Below are 20,006 nucleotides of genomic sequence, written 5' to 3' on the forward strand. Positions count from 1 at the left end.
CCATGAGCACGAAGAGAACAGCCCATATCATTTCCCATACGCATTGGGATCGGGAGTGGTATTTGCCCTACGAGAAGCACCATGTCCGCCTCGTGAAGCTGGTGGATACCTTGCTGGATAAACTCGATAACGATCCGAATTACCGCAGCTTTTATTTGGACGGGCAAACGATTATTTTGGAGGATTATCTTCAGGTCAGACCGGAGCAAAAGGGGAAGCTGGAAAAGTATATTCAAGACGGCCGCATTATCATCGGTCCCTGGTATATTTTGCAGGATGCTTTCCTTACAAGCGGCGAAGCCAATGTTCGCAACATGCAGATCGGACACCAAGACGCGAAAAAATATGGCGACATCGCGAAGGTCGGCTATTTCCCCGATACGTTCGGTCTTGTCGGCCAAACGCCGCAACTGATGCAGCAATCCGGCATCACGAACGCCGTATTCGGCAGGGGCGTGAAGCCAACGGGCTTTAACAATACCGTTTCCGACGGCGATTACGAGTCCTCGTTCTCCGAGCTTGTGTGGGAAGGGCCGGATGGTTCCAAGGTGCTCGGCATTCTTTTTGCCAATTGGTACTCGAACGGCAATGAAATTCCTGCGGAGCGGGAAGAAGCGAAAGCTTACTGGGAGCGGAAGCTGGCGGATGCGGAAAAATACGCGTCGACAGGCGAGCTGCTTTTCATGAATGGCTGCGACCATCAACCGGTTCAGTTAGATTTGCCCGATGCGATTCAAACAGCCCGTGAACTATATCCGGATACGGTATTCATCCATTCGAATTTTGTTGATTATTTGCAGTCTGTCCAGTGTTCCTTAGAGCATGAGCTTTCCACGGTGAAAGGCGAGCTTCGCAGTCAACGCACCGACGGCTGGTCGACGCTGGTGAACACCGCTTCTGCGCGCGTCTATTTGAAACAGATGAACCAGCTCGGGCAAGCGATGTTGGAAAAGGTGGCTGAACCGCTGGCCGCATCCGCACATGTTCTTGAAGTCGGGGAGAAATACCCGCATCATTTGTTCACGTACGCCTGGAAAACACTGATGCAGAACCATCCGCATGATAGCATTTGCGGCTGCAGTGTGGACGAAGTGCACAGGGAAATGGTCACCCGCTTTGAAAAGAGCCGGCACGTGGCGGAAGCGATTGTTGAAGACAGCACGCGCGCGATTGCCGAAGCGATCGATACATCCGGTTTTGCGGGAATGGGGAAAGATGCGCTGCCAGTCGTTGTCTTTAACACATCCGGTTGGGAGCGCAGCGGCGTTGTGAGTATCGAGGCGGATGCCTTGTGCTTGTACTTCCGGGACGGCCATACGCTTGAAGAGGCCAGCAGTATTGCAAAAGCAGCGGATCTATCAGGACGTACGCTAGTGGACGATAAAGGTATCGCGATCCCTTGTACGGTGGGCGATCTCGGATTGCAATTCGGATATGATTTGCCGGACGACAAGTTCCGCCAGCCATATATGTGCCGCAAAGTGAAGCTGACGTTCGAAGCGGAGAAGGTTCCAGCACTAGGGTTTAAGACGTACGCCTGGGTGAAGAAAGAAGGGGCGGCAGAGGCATCATCAATGCTCGCTGGTGATAGAGTGCTTGAGAACGATGCGCTGAAGATCGAAATTGCGGATAACGGTTCGTTCTCATTGACTGACATGAAGAACGGCCGTACGTATCGGGATCTCGGCGTATATGAGAATACCGGAGATATCGGTAACGAGTATATGTACAAACAACCGGATGGCGAAACGCCGCTCACGACCCAAGGGGTAATTGCGCAAATCCGCGTGTTAACAGATACGCCTTATCAGGCTTCGATTGAAATCGTGCACGACTGGGAAATTCCAGCATCAGCGGACGAGAAGCTTGAAGAGGAGCAGCACGATTTGATCTACTATCCGCACCGGAAAGCGCAGCGATCCGAGCGCATGGTGCCCATGCGGATACGCACCGTAGTCAGTCTGAGCCGCAGCGGCAAAGGGGTAGGGATCGAAGCTTCGTTCAACAACCAAGCGAAAGACCATCGTTTGCGGATGTTGTTCCCTACGGATTTGAATGCGAACGTCCACCGTGTGGACTCGATGTTTGAAATCCCGCAGCGTGATAACAAGCCGGCAGCAGAATGGGAAAATCCAAGCAATACGCAGCACCAGCAGGCGTTCGTGGATGTTAGTGAAGCCGGGGCTGGGCTTGTCGTAGCTAACCTCGGTTTGAATGAATATGAAGTTCTGCAGGACGGACGCAATACGATTGCGGTAACGTTGCTTCGTGCAGTTGGCGAGCTTGGCGACTGGGGCTTATTCCCGACACCGGAGGCGCAGTGTCTGGGGGAACACACGGTTCGTATGGAAGTGATTCCACATAACGGAGATGGCATACGGTCCGGCGCTTATGCGGAAGCCTACCAGTTCCAAATACCGTGGACGCTTTGTCAGACCGGTGTTCATGCCGGCCGTATCGCTTCGACGTATGCGCCGTTCCAGTGGGAAGGCGGCGACATGGCTTTTTCTTCACTGAAAATGAATGAAGGAACAGGCGATCTGCTACTGCGTTGGTACAACATGAACTCCCAAAGTGCGGTGCTGAAGCTTAGCGCCAGCATACCGCATTACTATTTCTACAAGAGCACCATTCTGGAAGAACACGGTGCACGCGTGGATGCGGACGCTGAAGGCCGATTGTCTTTACCGGTCGGTTCTTGCGAAATTGTGACGATCGGGATTAATCGTTAACATGAAATGAAACCAGCAAACTCTTGAGTTGAGTTTGCTGGTTTTTTTAGGTTGGAGCGTACTTGCATAGGTGTGGCCTGTGGCGCCCGTTTTGACAGCTACAGGCAAGAGTTAGGCTGAGCGCCTGCCTGAAAGGGCCAAAAAGGCACCTACAGAAGCGGAAGCCCCTGGTCCGCAGGAGGAACTTGAGTTGAAGCGCCCATTTTGGCCGCTACAGGCGCGAGTTTGTCCGAGCGCCTGCCTGAAAGGGCCAAAAAGGCACTTACAGGAGCGGAAGTCCCTCGTCCGCAGGAGGAACTTGAGCTGAAGCGCCCATTTTGGCCGCTACAGGCACGAGTTTGTCCGAGCGCCTGCCTGAAAGAGCCAAAAAGGCACTTACAGAAGCGGAAGCCCCTCTTCCGCAGGAGGAACTTGAGTTGAAGCGCCCATTTTGGCCGCTACAGGCGCGAGTTTGTCCGAGCGCCTGCCTGAAAGGGCCGAAAAGGCACTTACAGGAGCGGAAGTCCCTCGTCCGCAGGAGGAACTTGAGCTGAAGCGCCCATTTTGGCCGCTACAGGCACGAGTTTGTCCGAGCGCCTGCCTGAAAGAGCCAAAAAGGCACTTACAGAAGCGGAAGCCCCTCGTCCGCAGGAGGAACTTGAGTTGAAGCGCCCATTTTGGCCGCTACAGGCGCGAGTTTGTCCGAGCGCCTGCCTGAAAGGGCCAAAAAGGCACTTACAGAAGCGGAAGCCCCTCGTCCGCAGGAGGGTCGGGTCCCTGGATTAACCATCCGATAACGGAACTTTGGCGATCCTTACATTTGATCGGGCCTTCCCATCCCAATTAACCAGGAAAATGCCTGCGCAAATGAATGCCCCGCCTAATCCGACAAACCACTCGACCTTCTCACCGAGCAGCAGCCAACTGGAAAGGACGCCGAATAGCGGTACCAGAAACAGAAATGCGCTCGTTTTTGCCGGATCACCGTTGCGAAGCAGGTAAAACCAGAGCGAGAACTGGACGATCGAACACATCACGACCAGCATTAGCAAAATGGTCACCGAGGAGCCGTTAAAGGTGAAGTAAGGGTGCTCAGTCACCGCACTTAAAATGAGCAGCGCGATTCCCCCGGACAGCATCTGATAGGCGGCGAGAACCGTCATATCGAACGAGGCGCCCCATCGCTTAAGGAGCAAGGTCGCAGTTGCGAAAGAGACAGCGCCGGCGAAGCTGATGAAGGTACCCGGCTGGATGCCCATATGGAGGCCGAAGGTGATGGCGACACCGACGAAACCGACGGCAACGCCCAACCATTGGCGTCCGCGGTATGTCGCTCCGGTAAGCAGCGTCCCGAGTATGATGACAAGCAGCGGGTTCGTGCAGGTGATGATGGAGGATTCGCCCGAAGTAATCCAGCGCATGCTGTAGTAGGCGCAGCCCATTACGCCAGCGGACTGAAACAAGCCGACAGCAGCCGCTTGCAGCCATTGCTTTACACCGCGGGGCTGGGGTCTCCTGGCGACGATGAGTGCCAGCAATCCGCCAGCCAATACGAAGCGAATACCCATTAGAAAGAAAGGCGGCGCATACTGCAGGCCTATTTTGCCGACAGGAAATGCGAGACCCATGATAAGCGTCGTGAATAAAATGAGACCGGTATACTTAAGTTTATTCATGTTGGAGCCCTCCTTTTTACAGGTGATGTTCATATTGTAACGGAGACTTGATTTTATGTATAATGATTGCAATTGATACTATCTATCACAAATTATGATACCAAATCAATCAATCGAACTTTCAATCGATCCTCTAATAAATCGAACGGACGGAGGTTTATTTCAATGGAAAGTGGAGATTTACGCGTATTTCAAATGGTTGCCCGCGAGGGTTCGATTACGAGAGCCGCCTCGAAACTGGGCTACGTTCAGTCCAATGTGACCGCCAGGGTTCAACAGCTGGAGTCCGAACTGGGCACCGTCCTCTTTTTCCGCCATAACCGGGGCATGACGCTCTCTTCGAGCGGTAAAATGCTGCTCGGATATGCCGATAAAATCGTAGGTCTGCTGGACGAGGCAACCATGGCGCTCTCTTCCTCCAGCGATCCGAGCGGTCCGCTCATGATCGGTTCCACACAGACGGCTGCAGCGGTTCGACTGCCAAAGTTGCTTGCATCGTATTATGACCGGCATCCGAATGTACGGTTGTCGCTGATGACCGGGCATACGGAATATCTGATGGAGAAAGTGCTCCATTATGAACTGGACGGCGCCTTCATCGGGTGCCAGTGCGATCATCCTGATCTCCAATCCGTCCCGGCCTTCGATGAAGAGCTCGTAATCGCATCTGCAGCTTCGGTCGCCAGTCTGGAGGATGCCGTCAAACGGCCGATCCTCGTGTTCAGTTCGGGCTGTTCGTATCGGGATGTCCTGGAGCAGTGGCTGCTTTCCCGCGGCTTGACGCAGTCCATCATCATGGAGTTCGGCACGCTTGAAGCCATTATTGGCGGCGTATCGGCTGGGCTTGGGATCTCATTGCTGCCCCGAACGGTTATCCGCAGACAAGAAGCGGAAGGCGAGATTCGGGCGCATGTGATCCCGGGTTCGTTTAGACATATTAAGACGGAATTTATCACGCGCAAAGATTCGTATATCAGCAGCGCTTTGCGTGCATTTATCGATACGCTGCCTAATGCCGGCGTAGCTACAAAAGCCAGTACGCTAGCGGAAGGCTAATTACTGGCTTTTTTCCAACCACATAAGAATTTATAAGTTCCGAGGTTACCGGAAGGAGAAATTCTTATTGGCGATAAAAACAACCGTCTTATTGGGGTCCCCACAAAGTATTCGGACGTTGCCTCGAAGCATTACATCACTTTGTGGGGTGGAAGAGCGGTCGCTCATCCTCGAAGGACTTCGATAGAAGTTTTTTTCATAAGATTAACTTGCACTTGCAGCAAGATCGGCTGATTGAGCACCTTCCGATACTTTTTTCGGCTTCTCTTGCTTTTTCAGTGCGGTCACCAGCAATGTAATACTTACACTGCCAAGAATAGTAACCAACAGTGTCCAAACATCCTTGTCTGTATGGATGCCGCCAAATTGTAAGTTCATGATGCCTTCAACCGCGTAGGTAGCAGGTAAATACTGGCCGAACCCTTGATAAAAGTCGCTTAACATTTGTCGCGATACGATAGTCCCGGAAGTGACGAGCTGCAAGGAAAGCATCGCCATATTAATAAACATTCCCGCCATGCCGACGACAATAAGGAACATTTGTGCAAAAAACATGAAAGTTAAAAGAGTTAAAAAGTGAAACAGCCAGAATGTCACGAAACCACTTTCCATCTGCCCGTTCAGAGCCGCAATGAGTGAAGAGCCCGCTAAGGAAATGAGAATGGCTGCAACAACAATAATGAGCGAACGAATTGCAAAATGATGCCATTTGGAAATTGCAGATCCAATCGATTCCGAAACTTGATGGATGTTCATAGCCATCAGCATAGCTCCGACATAGGAGGCTAAAACAAGCATCATGGGTACCATTTGATTTTGCATGCCGTTTACAGGATTTAAATATTGCACATCGGAATCCACTTTATTAAGGATACTTTGAGCGGTTTTAGAAGCTTGGTCTGAAGGAAGTTTTAATTGTTGTAAGACCACTTGGGTACCTTGCAATGCAGCATTATGACTCAATTCATTCGTAACTTTGGTTACGATGGTTTGCATCACGTTTTTGGTGAGCTGAGGATTGGATTCGTTAATGACATAAGATAGTTTCGCCTGCATGCCTGGTGTTGTTAAAGATTGGCCGAATTTCTCCGGGATGGTCAAAATCAAATGGACATTGCGCTGCACAAGGTCATCCATGGCTTGTTCTTTAGAAGGTGTTGTAATTTCAAAGGGCAGGTCGCTTTCTAATTGTTTTTCAAGAGTATTTCCAAATTCGCCATCTTCATTGACGATGGCAATTTTCAGATGATTGACCCGATCCAGTACTCCGTCGTATGCCGTCATCCAAACCACACAAAAAATAAGCTGAGCCATCAAGGCCACGACCACCGCAAGTATGGTCTGTGGTTTTTTTACATACATGAACAATGAGTTTTTCATTTCATTTCCCCGTTTCATTAATATTTGTTTTCGATAGGTTAACTTAGATATAGGTCAATATTAACCTATGAAATTATCAGTGTCAACAAAATAATGGGTTAAATTTAACTTATGTTATTTTGGTTGTTAATGAATCGAATATAGATTAAAATGAACCTATAACAAATTTGTAGTCATACGAAAAGGAGTTGTTATCATGAGTTCCATTCGGTATGCCATTCTCACTTTATTGGCGCGCGAACCACTCAGCGGTTATGATATCAAGCAACAAATGAACAGCCGCATCGGTCCTTTCTGGAAAGTAGGCAGCAATCAGGTTTATCCTGAATTGTCTAAAATGGAAGCAGAGGGACTAGTAAGGTTGCAAGGCGTAGAACAGCATACTTACCGCCCTGCCAGAAAATTGTATGAGATCACGGAAGAAGGACGGCAAGACTTAATACTGTGGACTTTGGAGCCGGGGGGAACGGAAACCGTCCGCGATGATTTCCTTTTGAAAGCCTACAATTCTTGGATGGTAGAGCCGGAGAAGATGATCCTGCAAATCAGGGAGATGAAGAAGCAGCACGAGGAGAGATTGGCCGAATATTTGGACAAAGTATCCGAGCTGAACCAAATGCTCGATCCATCTAAAAGCGACGATCCTATCGCCTCCAGCATCTCTGTTGTTGAATTTGGCGTTGAATATGAGCGACTATACATCAACTGGTGCGACAAATTAATGAATAAGCTGTAAACAATGTGGAGCATAAATAGTCAAAAGCCATACTGCGCGTGCAGTACGGCTTTTTCTGCTTTACTTTTACCTTCCAGCATTTATCCTTTTTGTATTTTCGAAGGATTGTTGATTTTGTAAGGAACGGGATGCTTAGTAAGTTTCTTGGCTACAATTTTACCTTCAAAAGTGATCGTATCCCCGATTTCGAGCTCCAATTTTTTAAGCGTGGTGCTGTGACTGGACCAAGCCGCACCGATCTCCGTTGCGGGTTCCTCAATCGAAACCGCCTCGTAGATAACCACTTCATCTTCCGAATCGGAGAAATTATTAGGTACAGTCGTAAACTCTTTTACGGTCGCAGTCATTTTGACTTTATCTTCAGGAAGCTGGAGTTTAGGTGCCTTTTCTTTTTTGGCGTTCCCCTTGGGAGCCGCTTCGACTTTAGGTTTTTCAATTTCGGCTTCCTTGCGTTCTTCCTGGGCGGCTTCGGCCTCTTGCGGTGTTTCAAGGACTACAGCTTCTGACTCTATCGTTTCTTCCGCTAACGCCAAAGGCCTCTGGCCATAGTTCGATGCCTGCATCTCCTTAAGGTAGGAGGGGTGGATACAATGTTGTTGTTTGTTTTCAAGCTCAATGACCGCGGTCATTTTATCGACGAAACCGATGATCTCACATGCAAGATTCATGCCGTTTCCTTTGTAGAAAAACGCTTTGGTTTTGGTCGCTTTCTCAGACAGCAGGCCCCATTCTTTACATTTTTCAATTTGTTCGGCCTCGTTCTCGAAGGCGCTGTATGTCTTGGGCTCGATGGTAAATGCATGTACCATAACTTCTCCGCCTTTCTATTTATATAGTCCTATTTTATCATTTTTTCGAAGCTTTGAATCAAATGATTACACTGGCCTAAGCACTTTGAAGTGCCAATGATAAGGAATGCCGTTGCACCGCAGTGCGCCTCAGGACTGAACACTCCGCGTGTGTGCTGCTGTTGCAAAAGTTCATACGAAAAAGGCGGAAAAGTTCATATTGATCTGTAATTTTCAGTTGTTGAAAGCCCTTTCATGCGATAACTTTAAACACCTGAGGAGGTGTTGGAATGAAGCTTGATGGCAGTTCCCGCTGCACATAGGCAGGTCGAATGAATGATTACCTAGATGTTCATACCCAATCTTGAAGGAGGGTGTTTCATGCACAAAACGACGAAAGTTTTTTCAATGCTTATGCTTTCCCTAGTTATTCTATCCACTGTTTTTACTGCACATCCAGCAGCATCGGCCGCTGATTCAAGCGGGAACACAGGGACATCGGCAATCCCTTTTACGGAGCAGCAGTTAAAAGATAATGATTACATTTTATACTTTGTGAATGCAGGTGACCCGACTCCGCGAACAGTGGAAGGAACCGATAAAATGGGGCTGCTTGCCAGTGTGACGGAGCAGGTTTACGGGCTTGACCCTGTTACGGGCAAATCATGGGGCCTGGTCACGAGTACAAGCGGAACGAACGTGTCCAATGCCGCGAACAAGTACGGTTCTTTACGGTATTATAATGGTCCTCAAGTTCGCAATAAGGCGCTGACTTACAATTTTGAGCTGCCGGAAGGCGATTACGATGTCACGTTCGGCTTCAAAAATCCGTGGAGCGGGCGGACCGTCAACATCATCCTGGAAGGCAGCAATGTATCGAACGGCGATTATGATATCGGCAGCTACGGCGCTGAAAAAGAGGTCGTTTATAAAAATATTCATGTCATCGACGGGCAGTTGAATGCCAGCATACAGGGGCCGTCGTCCGGAACGCTGACGAACTATAACGATCCGTTAGTGAACTATATCATTGTCAGATTGCACGTAACGATTCCGATTACCGATTTGCAAGCGCAAATTGCGGCAGCAAAGGTGGAGTCCGGAAAGAGCATATATACGAAGTATAGTCTGGATGTATTGAACAAGACGATCCTTCAAGCTGAGGCTTTGGTAGCCAGAGTCACGCAAAATGGCGTAGACATTGCGACCGTTCAGGATGAAGTTCGCGCAGCAATCAATCAGTTGAAACAAGCTATGGCGGATCTTGCTGTTTACGTCCCTACTAGTGCCTATACCCCAGGGGCACCTTGGTTGGATACGAATGGCGCTCCGATTCAAGCTCATGGCGGCGGAATTCTATATGATGAGCATACCCACAAGTATTACTGGTATGGTGAAGACAAGACGAACGGTTATCTCCCGGCGAGAGGGGTGCGCGTGTATGCTTCCACGGATTTGTACAATTGGCAGGACGAAGGGCTCGCCTTAACTGCGATCGAGTCGATGGGCCAATTCGATACCGATCCGCTCATCTCGCAACTATATGCCGGTAGAACGGATAAAGCGGACATTTTTAACGATATCGGTACCCAGAGAATCATTGAAAGACCTAAAGTTATTTACAATGAGAAAACCCACAAATATGTCATGTGGATGCATACCGACGGTCCTTCCGCGACTTCCACAGCGAACTATGCTAAGGCCGAGGCAGGCTATGCGTTAAGCGATTCACCGACAGGGCCTTTCGTCTATCAGGTCAGCAACCGTATGGACAGAGTTCCTCCGGGCGCGACCTATGACGGTCAGCCGAATCAGCCCGGCATGGCGCGGGATATGAATTTGTTCAAAGATGACGATGGAACGGCCTACCTGATCTATTCCAGCGAAGAGAACATGACGATTTATATCTCGAAATTGAACGATTCGTATACGGACGTCGTCGGTTGGCATAAAGATGGGCAAGCCGCGCGCGATACGACCTATAAGGCTGAGTATGGCAAAGATTATATCCGGGTATTCCCTGGTGCGCAGCGTGAAGCTCCAGCCATGTTTAAATATGCCGGGAAGTACTATCTGATCACTTCCGGCGCAACCGGCTGGGCACCCAACAAAGCGCTGTACACGGTGGCCGATCAAGTTTTCGGCGACTGGAAGCCGATGAGGGATCTGGCTGTAGGCACGAAAGCATCTACGACGTTTGATTCGCAGAGCACCTATGTCATTCCCGTCGACCCCGCCAAGGGCAAATTCATTTTCATGGGGGATAGATGGAACGAAAGCAATCTGAAGGATTCCAGATATATTTGGCTGCCGATCGAATTCGGGCAAAACGATGAAATCACGCTGAAATGGTACGATCAATGGAACTTAGAGCTGCTGAACCGAATGGGGAGAGTCACGGTCGATACCGTGCTGCCAACCAGAGTTACGGTCGGGCAATTGCCGGAGCTGCCGGGCATCATTCATGTAACGATGGGAGACGGGACTTCCCTGAATACCCCGGTCAACTGGTCCGTGAACGCATCCGACTTTGCAAAACCGGGAACGATTACGGTGAACGGGACATTACCAGAATTTGGCGGCAAGACCATCCAGGCGAAAATCAACGTGATTCCTGAACATGCAATCTACTTCGTACATGCCGGGGGAGCTGCAACCAGCGATTATGTAACTTGGTCCTCCTATATGCAGAAAACGCTGCTTAACGGAAACACAATTGATCAGCAGTATGATCCAGCTAAAGGTCAAACATGGGGCTATAAAGGGAATAGCACGAATGCATCCGGTAACGAAACCGGAAACCTGTTCACGTCTCTGCGGTATCTCAAAGGGAACTCAGGCAACGATCTTTCTTATGATTTCGACTTGAACAAAGGTCATTATACCGTGTATGTCGGACTCCATGATCCATGGTATCAATGGTCGAAAGGAAGCCGCATTGCCGATATCAAGATCAACGGGGAAACCAAGACAAGCGGCTATGTGTTTAAAGACACTTACGATGTACTCGGATACTCGAATGTAGAGGTGACGAACGGGAAGCTTGAACTTACCGTGCATCGGTCTGCGTCCGCACCCGCTACGAATTCCGATCCGCAAATCAGCTGGATCATTATCGTGGACGATGTCGCTCCGGTAACGGCAGCAGCGCTAACCCCGGACCAACCCAACGGCATGAACGGCTGGTACACCTCGGATTCAACGCTCACTTTGACGGCTACGGATGAAGGCGCCGGAATCGCGACGACCGAGTACCGCGTAAATGGAGGAGACTGGCTACCATATACGAATCCGGTCCTTCTGACCGATGAAGGGAAGCTGACCGTCGAATACAGGAGCACAGATCTTGCAGGCAATACGGAAGAAAGCAAGACATTGGCCGTGCAATTGGATAAAACGGTTCCGCAACTGCAGCTATCTGTAGATAAACCGGTCATAGGACCGCCTAATCATAAAATGGTACCGATTCACGTAACGATAAATGCAGACGATTCGGCGTCCGGTATTGCGAAAGTGGAATTAGTGTCGATTACCAGCAATGAGCCGGATAACGGTTCTGGCGATGGCAATACGGTGCAGGACATTCAGAATGCCGAATTCGGCACGAACGATACCGATTTTAGCCTGCGGGCGGAGCGTTCGGGCAATGGCAGCGGTCGAGTGTACACGATCACTTACAAAGCAACGGATCATGCAGGACTGGAGACAGTTGGTTCCGTTCAGGTGAGGGTGGAAAAATAGAACGAAGTGAACCCCCGGGCGTTAGATTCCCGGGGGTTGTTTTTATGATTTGATGCAATTATTTGAATGTGGTATCATAATATTAATAAAGACCAAGTGCTGAGAACACTTGGTCATACAATTGGCTTGGATGGTTTATTCCCTTCTAAGTCCTAGGGCAATAAGAACCCACCTTCGGCGGACAACCTTGGGGTGGGTTTTTACTTTCTCTTGTTGTTATTGATGTATGTTAAAAGAGCAAGAATAAACATTCCAAATAGGAACATAATCGTCATTGCATCTTTTACTTCCATGGCTTCACCTCCTTTCGAAGGGAAACCACGCCCACCCAAGATTCAACTGTATCTATATTTTACCTTTTAATTAAAGTGCGCACAAGTGTTCTTGTCTAATTTAATAGAATTGAATAATATTAGGTATTACTGGATTGCTTCTCTTCCCACTCAACGTTGTTTGTTTCTACTAACCCTTAGTGGTTAAAGTAGTAGATTCGGTTCTATTCAAAATTAGCACGTACTAATTATTTATCAATTTAGAAAAGGCGATTTTCGTCAGCAATCCCTAAGCTGAAGTTCTAATATTAGGCGAAAATCTTGCAAATGTGGGCTCTAATTGCGGAAACTTAAAATTTATATATTCAGCAAGCCAAATGTACTTCTCTTTAATTGAAGAGTTTTCTAGCTTGTTTATTTGAGTTATTATTGAAGCAAGATATGTTCTTAAAACTTCATTCTCTGAATGAATTAGGTAATCAATAAAATAATAGCCATCGTTTTCTTTAATAATTAATAGGCTAGCAGGTATTTCATTAGTTGGGTACACAAGATCCAATAGATCCGGTGATAGGATAACCCTTGGATACCGTGATATTGTAGATTCAATTTTATATGCTTCAATTAATCCCAAACTATACATAAAGCCATCATTGTAGAAATGTTTTCCAAGTGCTACACCTCCTCTTGTAAGTATCCCCTCACAAAACAAATCAAACTGAAGCCTCGAAATAACACGAATAAATTCTTCCACTAATTCAGGTGAATATGGAGTTGCCAATACAATTGAATCTGAGAATTGAACAATATTAATATTAATACCATTTGCACTAAGCTCTAGTGTCTTCTTATGAATTTTGTATAAACGATCGAGATATTTTTCTGACCCTTTTGGTGCTTCAAGATCAGATTTAACCATTGCGGAAAAACCTAATATATCAATAAATGCTACAAGATTGAACTCTAAATTTTGAACACCATGTTCCATATTATAAGCGCTCCAGCCTGTGTTGAATCTCAATAAATTTTTCTTTAAAATCACTAATTCGTTTTGATGCATCCTTCCAAGTACCGCCTCCCCAAGGTAGCTGGGATTCAGTTATTAAAGAGGTATCTTCACGAGTAATTTGAAAAACTGCTTTTCCAACTTCTTGCATTAGAGGGGCTAAACTTCCAAAATCTGGTATATTGGTAACAGATATTTCATTAATACCTAAATTAGATGTTAGATCATGACCTTCTACTGAATGTTTAATAAGAACTGGGAATAATTCATTATTGATTTTATGTGGTATTCTATCCATCCACAATTGAAATCCAGGTTTCGGTTTCCCATTATTTAATTTAAAATGTTGGATCGTTGTTCCTAGAAATTGTGGTTTTCCAAGCTTTACAGGTAATCCTATTTTTCTAAAATCCTCAACAATTTGGCTATGTTCAGTTAACCATCTATCAAGTATTGTTGAAAGTGTTCCAATTGCTTGTACATTAAACCTGTCCGGTGCTGTAGGTATATAAAAGGCATCACAAGCTAAAAAACAACTTCGTGTAAGAGCACCTGAACTTGGTCCTACATCAATCAATATATATTCATACTCGTTTGCCACTCCGAACCTTGTTAAGAAATCTCCAATTGCAACATAAGTTCTTTTTTCATGTATCTTTGTTGCAAAACGTTGAATATGTGCTTCAGCAAGTGCATCCTCAACATTATTCAACGATACATCTCCTCTAATCAAATCCAATCGATCATTAACTGCGACTACCTCAACAGATTTAAGATCGATTTCTGGAATCTCACCATCGATTCTTGGTTTTAATAATTCTAGTAGTGTAGATCCGGGAAGGTGATTTTCTTCTCCGGTTTGTTCTAAATTTGCATCAAGTTGCTCAATTAATGGAGCCAACAGAATCTCAGTAATGTTACACTGAGGATCTGCATCTACAACTAGTGTTTTATGCCCGGTTTCAGAAAGAAGGTGTGCAAAATTAAAAATTGTTGTTGTCTTTGCTACACCGCCTTTATGATTATAAAAAGTTATAATTTTTGCCATATTACACCTCTTTAAAATTAGTTTTTGGAAACATTCGACAATAGCTTCATATTTCCTCTTGTTTTCGCTAATTTTAGCTAACTTTTTATTAATGTGAACATCATAAAATTTCTTATCGCATTCCCATCTTTGTTGATACCATAATATTTCCAAAGTGTGATTCACTTAAAATATTCACACCAAAATCCCACCCCAAGCCTTCCTCAACAACAAAACCCCTCTTTCCATATCCTGCTCACTTATTCCCGCAAATCCAAGATAAATCTTCGGATAACCGGTTTCATTCTGATTCATCCACATTTGCTGAAAATTATAAACGCGAACGCCATCATTGGCGGCGAGCTTCAGCAATGTTTGAGCATTGAGATGCGTTTTTACAGTCACTTGAATATGGAGACCTGCGCTGTGTCCCGTGATATCAATGTAATCTGCAAAATGCATATGCAGCAATTGAATGAAACGATGATGCTTTTTGCGGTACGTGTTACGCATTTTTCGAATATGGCGGTACCAGTGCCCTTTCTCGATAAATGCTTGCATGGCCCATTGGTCGATCCGTGACGGACTCAGCAGGGAGAGATGAATTTCTGCTAACTTTTTCACCAAGTTCATAGGCAAAACCATGTAATTCATCCGCAAAGCGGGGGTGAAAGCTTTAGAAAACGTTCCAATGTAGATGACTCTCCCATGCTGATCAAGGCTTTGCAAAGAGGGGATCGGTTTGCCAATATAGCGAAACTCGCCGTCATAGTCGTCTTCAATAATGTATGCGTTTCTAGCGTTGGCCCAATCGAGCAAATGGGTGCGTTCGGCGTAGGGGATAATGCTCCCGGTAGGAAATTGGTGAGAGGGTGTGGTGTATACGGTCTGCGCTTTGCTTTTTTCCAATTCCTCCAGGGAAAGTCCTTTATCATGAATGGTGATCGGAATCAATTTAAAGCCATGAAGCAGGAATTGCTCCCGCACCGTTTCATAACCAGGCTCCTCAAATGCCACATGTTCAACTCCGGAAAGGAGTTTGGTCAGAATGTAGATACTGTGGGAGATCCCTGAGCCAATAACGATTTGTTCTGGAGCACACACTACTCCCCGTGAATTCCTCAGATAGTCGGCCAAAATACGACGGAAAGCATACTCGCCGTGAGGATCGCCGTATTGGCCAATGTCGTCGGCGAAACTTTCCAGCACTTCATGGAGCATTTTTCTCCAGGTTCGAATGGGAAACATGTCTTTGTCCACGGCTGCAGGGTTGAAATCAATGCGGTAGCTTTGGGCTAGAGGCGCTCGTAAGGATGGTTGGAGGTCCTGTAAATGTTGACTGGAATCAATATCATTCTGCAAGGTGGATCCAATCTCGTGCGGATTCACTGCGAAAAGCCCGGAACGAGGCTTGCTGACCACATATCCCTCAGCGGACAGCATTTGAAACGCCGTCTCAATGGGTGTTTTGCTGATGTTGAGGTGCAGTTGCAACGACCTAACGGAGGGCAGGCGTGCGCCATTCGCAATGACACCGCTTCGAATATGTTGACGAATTTGCATATATAGCTGCATATATAGCGGATGATGGGTTTGATCCGAAAGCAGAATATCGAACATCGGAAGACTCCTTGCTCAACTGTCTTTAAATATGGTAATTAACTGACCATTTATTAAGGGTCAATCTTATTATAGGATTTAATTATGGATCCAACAATATAGGGATGATCTGCGCTGCTTGATTCTTTGCACGGATTGGTGTCCTGATGTAATATGGAATATACCTGTTCAGGCTGTGATGAATGAGTTTCGATCTGTATAATGCCGGAACGGAGTATCAAGACGTCATTGTAAAAGAACTTCGTGAGGTGCTTTGGGCACGGAGTCATTAAGTCGAAAGAAGGGATACACGTGCCACGCTCGCTATTTATCGCTTTATTTTTACTTAGTCTTATTTGGGGAGGCTCGTATTTTTTTATAAAAATACTGCTTCATGATTTTGGACCGTGGACGATTGCTTTTCTCCGGTCTTCCTTGGGTTTGGCTGCGATCGTAATCATTATGCTGGTTTTGCGGATTCCTTTTGCTTTTAGACAGATCCGCTGGATTCCGATGGTGGTGATGGCTTTGATTAATACAGCTATCCCGTGGGCGATCATCGGATTTAGCGAAACCAGATTGACGAGCACCATGGCCTCAGTCCTGAACGCCACGACACCGCTGTGGACGATGGTTGTAGGGATTTTATTCTTCCAAGCAGTCGCAAACCGTCTGCAGTGGATTGGTATGGGGATTGCCATCGTTGGCTTGATTATTCTGCTAGGCGTAAATACGCATTCGCTTATATCGGTAGATCTCCTGGGATTTATTTGCATGGTTGCGGCATCGTTATGTTATGCGATCGGATCTCAGTTGTCCAAGCGCCTTTCCAAAGGGCTGTCGATGTATCAGATCACCTTCGGCACCTTGCTCAGTGCTATGCTTGGCAGCGGCAGCGTTGCCTTTTTGACGGAACCTATCGCCTTCTCGCATCTGGCATCGCTCCCGAATATAGCCGCATTGGCGGGTTTAGGCATATTTGGTTCGGGTATCGCGTATATTCTCTTTTATTTTATCGTGCAAAAAGGAAGTCCTGAGTTTGCCACCATGGTAACTTATCTGATACCGGCCAGCGCCATGATTTGGGGATATACGATGCTGAACGAGCAAATCCATTGGAGCCTGCTGACCGGATTGGTTCTCATTCTTGGCGGCGTGTTTTTGGCGGGCAGAACCCGCTCTAACGCATTGCCGACCAGTGCTTTGAATAAAAAGGCTCTGCAGTAGAGCTGCAACTATTCCGCTCCGCCATTCGTATGCAAAAGAAAAGGAGGCGGTAAGGTTGCAACTTTATTTCCGGGACAACTTTTTCAACGCAGGGCAGACGGATATCCTCAATGAGAAAAACGAACGAGTGGGCGAGGTGGATTTACGCAGCGCGTTCGGATCCGCTCTTGATGTTTTCGATCGAACCGGCAACCAGGTATACGGCGGCAAGTTTGCGATGTTATCAAACAAATGGATCGTAACCGGGCCTTCCGGGGATGAGTGCGGAATCCTGCGTCACCGAATGTCTTTCATGTCCAAACGATATGAGTACGACGCCTTTGGAAGGGGCATCTATGAAATCGAATCAGAGGCATTTTCGCGCGAGTATGAGATTAGCGATGAGAGTGGGAGCGTAACAGCTTCATTCGAAAAAGTGAATGGTTGGTTCTCCGCTTCCGCATATTGTCTGACGAATCAAACGAACGAAATCGATAGCTATGAATGGATTGCCGTCATTCTTGGCATGCACGAGATTCAGAAGCGAAGTCAATAGGTGAACTTTCTGTTTATCGCCGCTAAACAATTGCAAAAATTCCTTACAGCTCGCGTTGTAAGTTAAATGCGGGTTTTTGGATATTTATGGATATATGCTGACGGAAGTAGGAGGGCAGTTCCTTTGGGTCTATTTGACTTTTTGGGACTGCCCTAGCTCGCTTTTTCCGCTTGAGGTGCGTGATTGCGCCGCTGTAAGGCCCAATTCGGGCCTAACAGGTGAGAACTCGCGCTAGCCTGCGCTTGTAACGCCCAAAATGGGCGTTAACAGCTCGCTTTTCCACTTGAGACGCGTGATTGCGCCGCTGTAAGGCCCATTTCGGGCCTAACAGGTGAGAACTCGCGCTAACCTGCGCTTGTAACGCCCAAAATGGGCGTTACATCTCGCTTTTCCACTTGAGGCGCGCGATTGCGCCGCTGTAAGGCCCATTTCGGGCCTAACAGGCGGGAACTCGCGCTAGCCTGCGCATGTAACGCCCAAAATGGGCGTTACATCTCGCTTTTTCCGTAGAGGAATGCCGAGCCTGTAAGTGTAAGTAAACCAGATATTCATGCATATATCACATTGCAAAGTTTGGGTTTAGCAAGGGTTATGGCATCATGAGAATCAGAGACATTGTTACCATTACATGGTAAAATATTGAAATGATCGCTGCTTTAGCAGCCAACACAACACGCAATGTTCCCGCAGCCTTCTACGTTGCACAGCCTAATCCACAAGTCCTTCCCAATCGCAATTCTTTCCTCACGATTATGCATTAGGTACAGTTACAGTTATGCAAATCAAGTCACAAAAATTGGCCACTAGTGCCGACCAGTATTGGAACAGAGGAGTGAATGTATGTTATTGAAAAAATACCGGGTGGCGCTTATTCTAATGCTTTCCCTAGCGGCAAATTTGACAGGGGTAGTTTCGGTGCAGGCCAGCGATTCTACGCTTACCATTCGGGTGGATGGGGAGCCACTGACTTTTGCTCAGCAGCCGTTTATTGAGAAGGGGACCACCCTTGTGCCCTTTCGCCCACTTTTTGAAAAGATGGGCTGGCAAGTAAATTGGGATCCCCAAATGAAGAGAGTAACTGCAGCCGGCGACGGGTTAAAGGTTGAAATGACACCAGGGCTGAAAACGGTTATTGTAAACGGGGAAAATGCTGATCTGGATCAAACGCCAGCTTTAGTGGACGGCACGGTCTTCGTTCCGCTGCGATTTGTAGGGGAAGCTAGTGGCAGAAAGGTCACCTGGATCGAACGATCGCGAACGGTCACAATTGGCGAGCCTAAACTTTATCCCGTTCAACAGGATGGAAAGTATGGTTTCACTGACAACCATGGTCATAAGGTGATGGATGCGCCATATGGGTCTGTTTTACCTTTCTCCGAAGGCTTGGCGCAGGTATGGGATACAGCCCAGGACGGTAATGGCTGGGGATATATCGATGCCACAGGACAATTGGCCATTCCGCGTCAATACTACGAAACGGCGCCTTTTTCGGAGGGATTGGCCTACGTCACCATACTAATTAAGCAAGATGTGAAGAAACACCAGTATATTGACACGACCGGCAAGGTAGTCATGGAGCCGGATATTTTATTCGGCAATCCATTTCACGAGGGGTTGGCGTCAGTCGCTGTTTCGTCTCACAATGATAACGGGTATATCTATGGCTACCTGAATGCAAAAGGTGAGTTCGCCATCTCTCCTCATTTTGATTTTGGGCACGATTTTTCGGAAGGGCTCGCAAGAGTGAAGATTGGCGATAAATTCGGCTTTATCGATAAATCGGGAACAACCGTGATCGATACAAAATACGACGACGCTCTGGATTTCCGGTACGGATTAGCCCCCGTTAAAGTCGGAGAAAAGTGGGGGTATATCAACCAAAGCGAAGACTGGGTGATTCCGGCTCAGTACGAGGAAGCTCAGCCATTCTCGGAAGGCCTCGCCGCCATACGCTCAGGGAACAAATGGGGATTTATTGACAGCAAAGGGAAGCCGGTCATTCAGCCCGCTTTTGATAAAACCGATCGTTTTGCAGGCGGTCTGGCTGCGGTTCAAATCGGTGATTGGGAATGGGGTTATATCAATAAAAAAGGTGAGATCAAGATAAAACCGACCTATTACTTGGCGGAGCCTTTCGCAGCGGGAATCGCGAATGTTCATGTTGGTTGGGCAGGGGAGGGCCCGGATTCAGGGTATATTGACGTAAATGGGAACTACATTTGGACCCCTAGCAGGTAGGCGGCCTATCAAGC

General features: G+C 47.3%; 15 protein-coding genes. 8 read left to right on the plus strand and 7 right to left on the minus strand.

Annotated features, from left to right (window positions below; translation table 11 throughout):
- Window positions 1–2: 2 nt before the first annotated feature.
- A complete protein-coding gene (locus ACFQZT_RS07500) occupies window positions 3–2,732 on the plus strand; it encodes an alpha-mannosidase (RefSeq protein WP_379298231.1) in 2,730 nt (909 codons plus the stop codon).
- Between the two features lie 761 nt (window positions 2,733–3,493).
- On the opposite strand, the gene ACFQZT_RS07505 is transcribed toward ACFQZT_RS07500, so the two are convergent.
- Window positions 3,494–4,387: a DMT family transporter gene (locus ACFQZT_RS07505; RefSeq protein WP_379298233.1), complete on the minus strand. Its 894-nt coding sequence runs from the start codon at window positions 4,385–4,387 to the stop codon at window positions 3,494–3,496.
- A gap of 165 nt (window positions 4,388–4,552) precedes the next feature.
- On the opposite strand from ACFQZT_RS07505, the gene ACFQZT_RS07510 reads away from it, so the two are divergent.
- Window positions 4,553–5,443 carry a LysR family transcriptional regulator gene (locus ACFQZT_RS07510; protein ID WP_379298235.1) on the plus strand — a complete coding sequence of 297 codons (891 nt, stop codon included), beginning with the start codon at window positions 4,553–4,555 and terminating at the stop codon, window positions 5,441–5,443.
- 204 nt (window positions 5,444–5,647) lie between these two features.
- Here the strand turns inward: ACFQZT_RS07510 and ACFQZT_RS07515 are convergent, their stop codons facing one another.
- Window positions 5,648–6,805 carry a YhgE/Pip domain-containing protein gene (locus ACFQZT_RS07515; protein ID WP_379298237.1) on the minus strand — a complete coding sequence of 386 codons (1,158 nt, stop codon included), beginning with the start codon at window positions 6,803–6,805 and terminating at the stop codon, window positions 5,648–5,650.
- A 214-nt stretch (window positions 6,806–7,019) separates the two neighbouring features.
- Here ACFQZT_RS07515 and ACFQZT_RS07520 point away from each other — a divergent pair, with 214 nt between their 5' ends.
- Window positions 7,020–7,559, plus strand: coding sequence for a PadR family transcriptional regulator (locus ACFQZT_RS07520; RefSeq protein WP_379298239.1), 540 nt, complete (start codon window positions 7,020–7,022; stop codon window positions 7,557–7,559).
- Between the two features lie 80 nt (window positions 7,560–7,639).
- On the opposite strand, the gene ACFQZT_RS07525 is transcribed toward ACFQZT_RS07520, so the two are convergent.
- Window positions 7,640–8,368, minus strand: coding sequence for a hypothetical protein (locus ACFQZT_RS07525; protein ID WP_379298241.1), 729 nt, complete (start codon window positions 8,366–8,368; stop codon window positions 7,640–7,642).
- A gap of 360 nt (window positions 8,369–8,728) precedes the next feature.
- Between ACFQZT_RS07525 and ACFQZT_RS07530 the strand changes: the two genes are divergently transcribed.
- Window positions 8,729–12,088 (plus strand): OmpL47-type beta-barrel domain-containing protein, encoded by a 3,360-nt coding sequence (locus ACFQZT_RS07530; protein WP_379298243.1) that lies wholly within the window; start codon window positions 8,729–8,731, stop codon window positions 12,086–12,088.
- A gap of 200 nt (window positions 12,089–12,288) precedes the next feature.
- Here ACFQZT_RS07530 and comI read toward each other — a convergent pair whose 3' ends face one another.
- The 4 genes from comI to pdxR all read right to left on the minus strand — a co-directional run bounded on the left by comI (window position 12,289) and on the right by pdxR (window position 16,013).
- Window positions 12,289–12,381 carry a competence inhibitor ComI gene (comI, locus tag ACFQZT_RS07535; RefSeq protein WP_379298245.1) on the minus strand — a complete coding sequence of 31 codons (93 nt, stop codon included), beginning with the start codon at window positions 12,379–12,381 and terminating at the stop codon, window positions 12,289–12,291.
- 268 nt (window positions 12,382–12,649) lie between these two features.
- On the minus strand, window positions 12,650–13,420 hold the full coding sequence (locus ACFQZT_RS07540) for a hypothetical protein (RefSeq protein ID WP_379298356.1): 771 nt from the start codon (window positions 13,418–13,420) through the stop codon (window positions 12,650–12,652).
- Window positions 13,350–14,567 carry a ParA family protein gene (locus ACFQZT_RS07545; RefSeq protein WP_379298248.1) on the minus strand — a complete coding sequence of 406 codons (1,218 nt, stop codon included), beginning with the start codon at window positions 14,565–14,567 and terminating at the stop codon, window positions 13,350–13,352. Before ACFQZT_RS07545 ends, ACFQZT_RS07540 begins: the two co-directional genes overlap by 71 nt.
- Window positions 14,568–14,588: 21 nt before the next feature.
- Window positions 14,589–16,013, minus strand: a complete 1,425-nt coding sequence (gene pdxR, locus ACFQZT_RS07550) for a MocR-like pyridoxine biosynthesis transcription factor PdxR (RefSeq protein WP_379298250.1) — start codon at window positions 16,011–16,013, stop codon at window positions 14,589–14,591.
- An 88-nt stretch (window positions 16,014–16,101) separates the two neighbouring features.
- Between pdxR and ACFQZT_RS07555 the strand changes: the two genes are divergently transcribed.
- The 4 genes from ACFQZT_RS07555 to ACFQZT_RS07570 all read left to right on the plus strand — a co-directional run bounded on the left by ACFQZT_RS07555 (window position 16,102) and on the right by ACFQZT_RS07570 (window position 19,992).
- Complete coding sequence (locus ACFQZT_RS07555) at window positions 16,102–16,215, plus strand: thioredoxin family protein (protein WP_379298352.1); 114 nt, start codon at window positions 16,102–16,104, stop codon at window positions 16,213–16,215.
- Window positions 16,216–16,304: 89 nt separating this feature from the next.
- Window positions 16,305–17,219, plus strand: a complete 915-nt coding sequence (locus ACFQZT_RS07560; protein WP_379298252.1) for a DMT family transporter — start codon at window positions 16,305–16,307, stop codon at window positions 17,217–17,219.
- Window positions 17,220–17,274: 55 nt separating this feature from the next.
- Window positions 17,275–17,754 (plus strand): LURP-one-related family protein, encoded by a 480-nt coding sequence (locus ACFQZT_RS07565; protein ID WP_379298254.1) that lies wholly within the window; start codon window positions 17,275–17,277, stop codon window positions 17,752–17,754.
- Between the two features lie 840 nt (window positions 17,755–18,594).
- Complete coding sequence (locus ACFQZT_RS07570) at window positions 18,595–19,992, plus strand: WG repeat-containing protein (protein WP_379298256.1); 1,398 nt, start codon at window positions 18,595–18,597, stop codon at window positions 19,990–19,992.
- The last annotated feature ends 14 nt before the right edge of the window (window positions 19,993–20,006 follow it).

The sequence above is a fragment of the Paenibacillus sp. GCM10027628 genome (genome assembly GCF_042676385.1).
GTDB lineage: Bacteria > Bacillota > Bacilli > Paenibacillales > NBRC-103111 > Paenibacillus_E.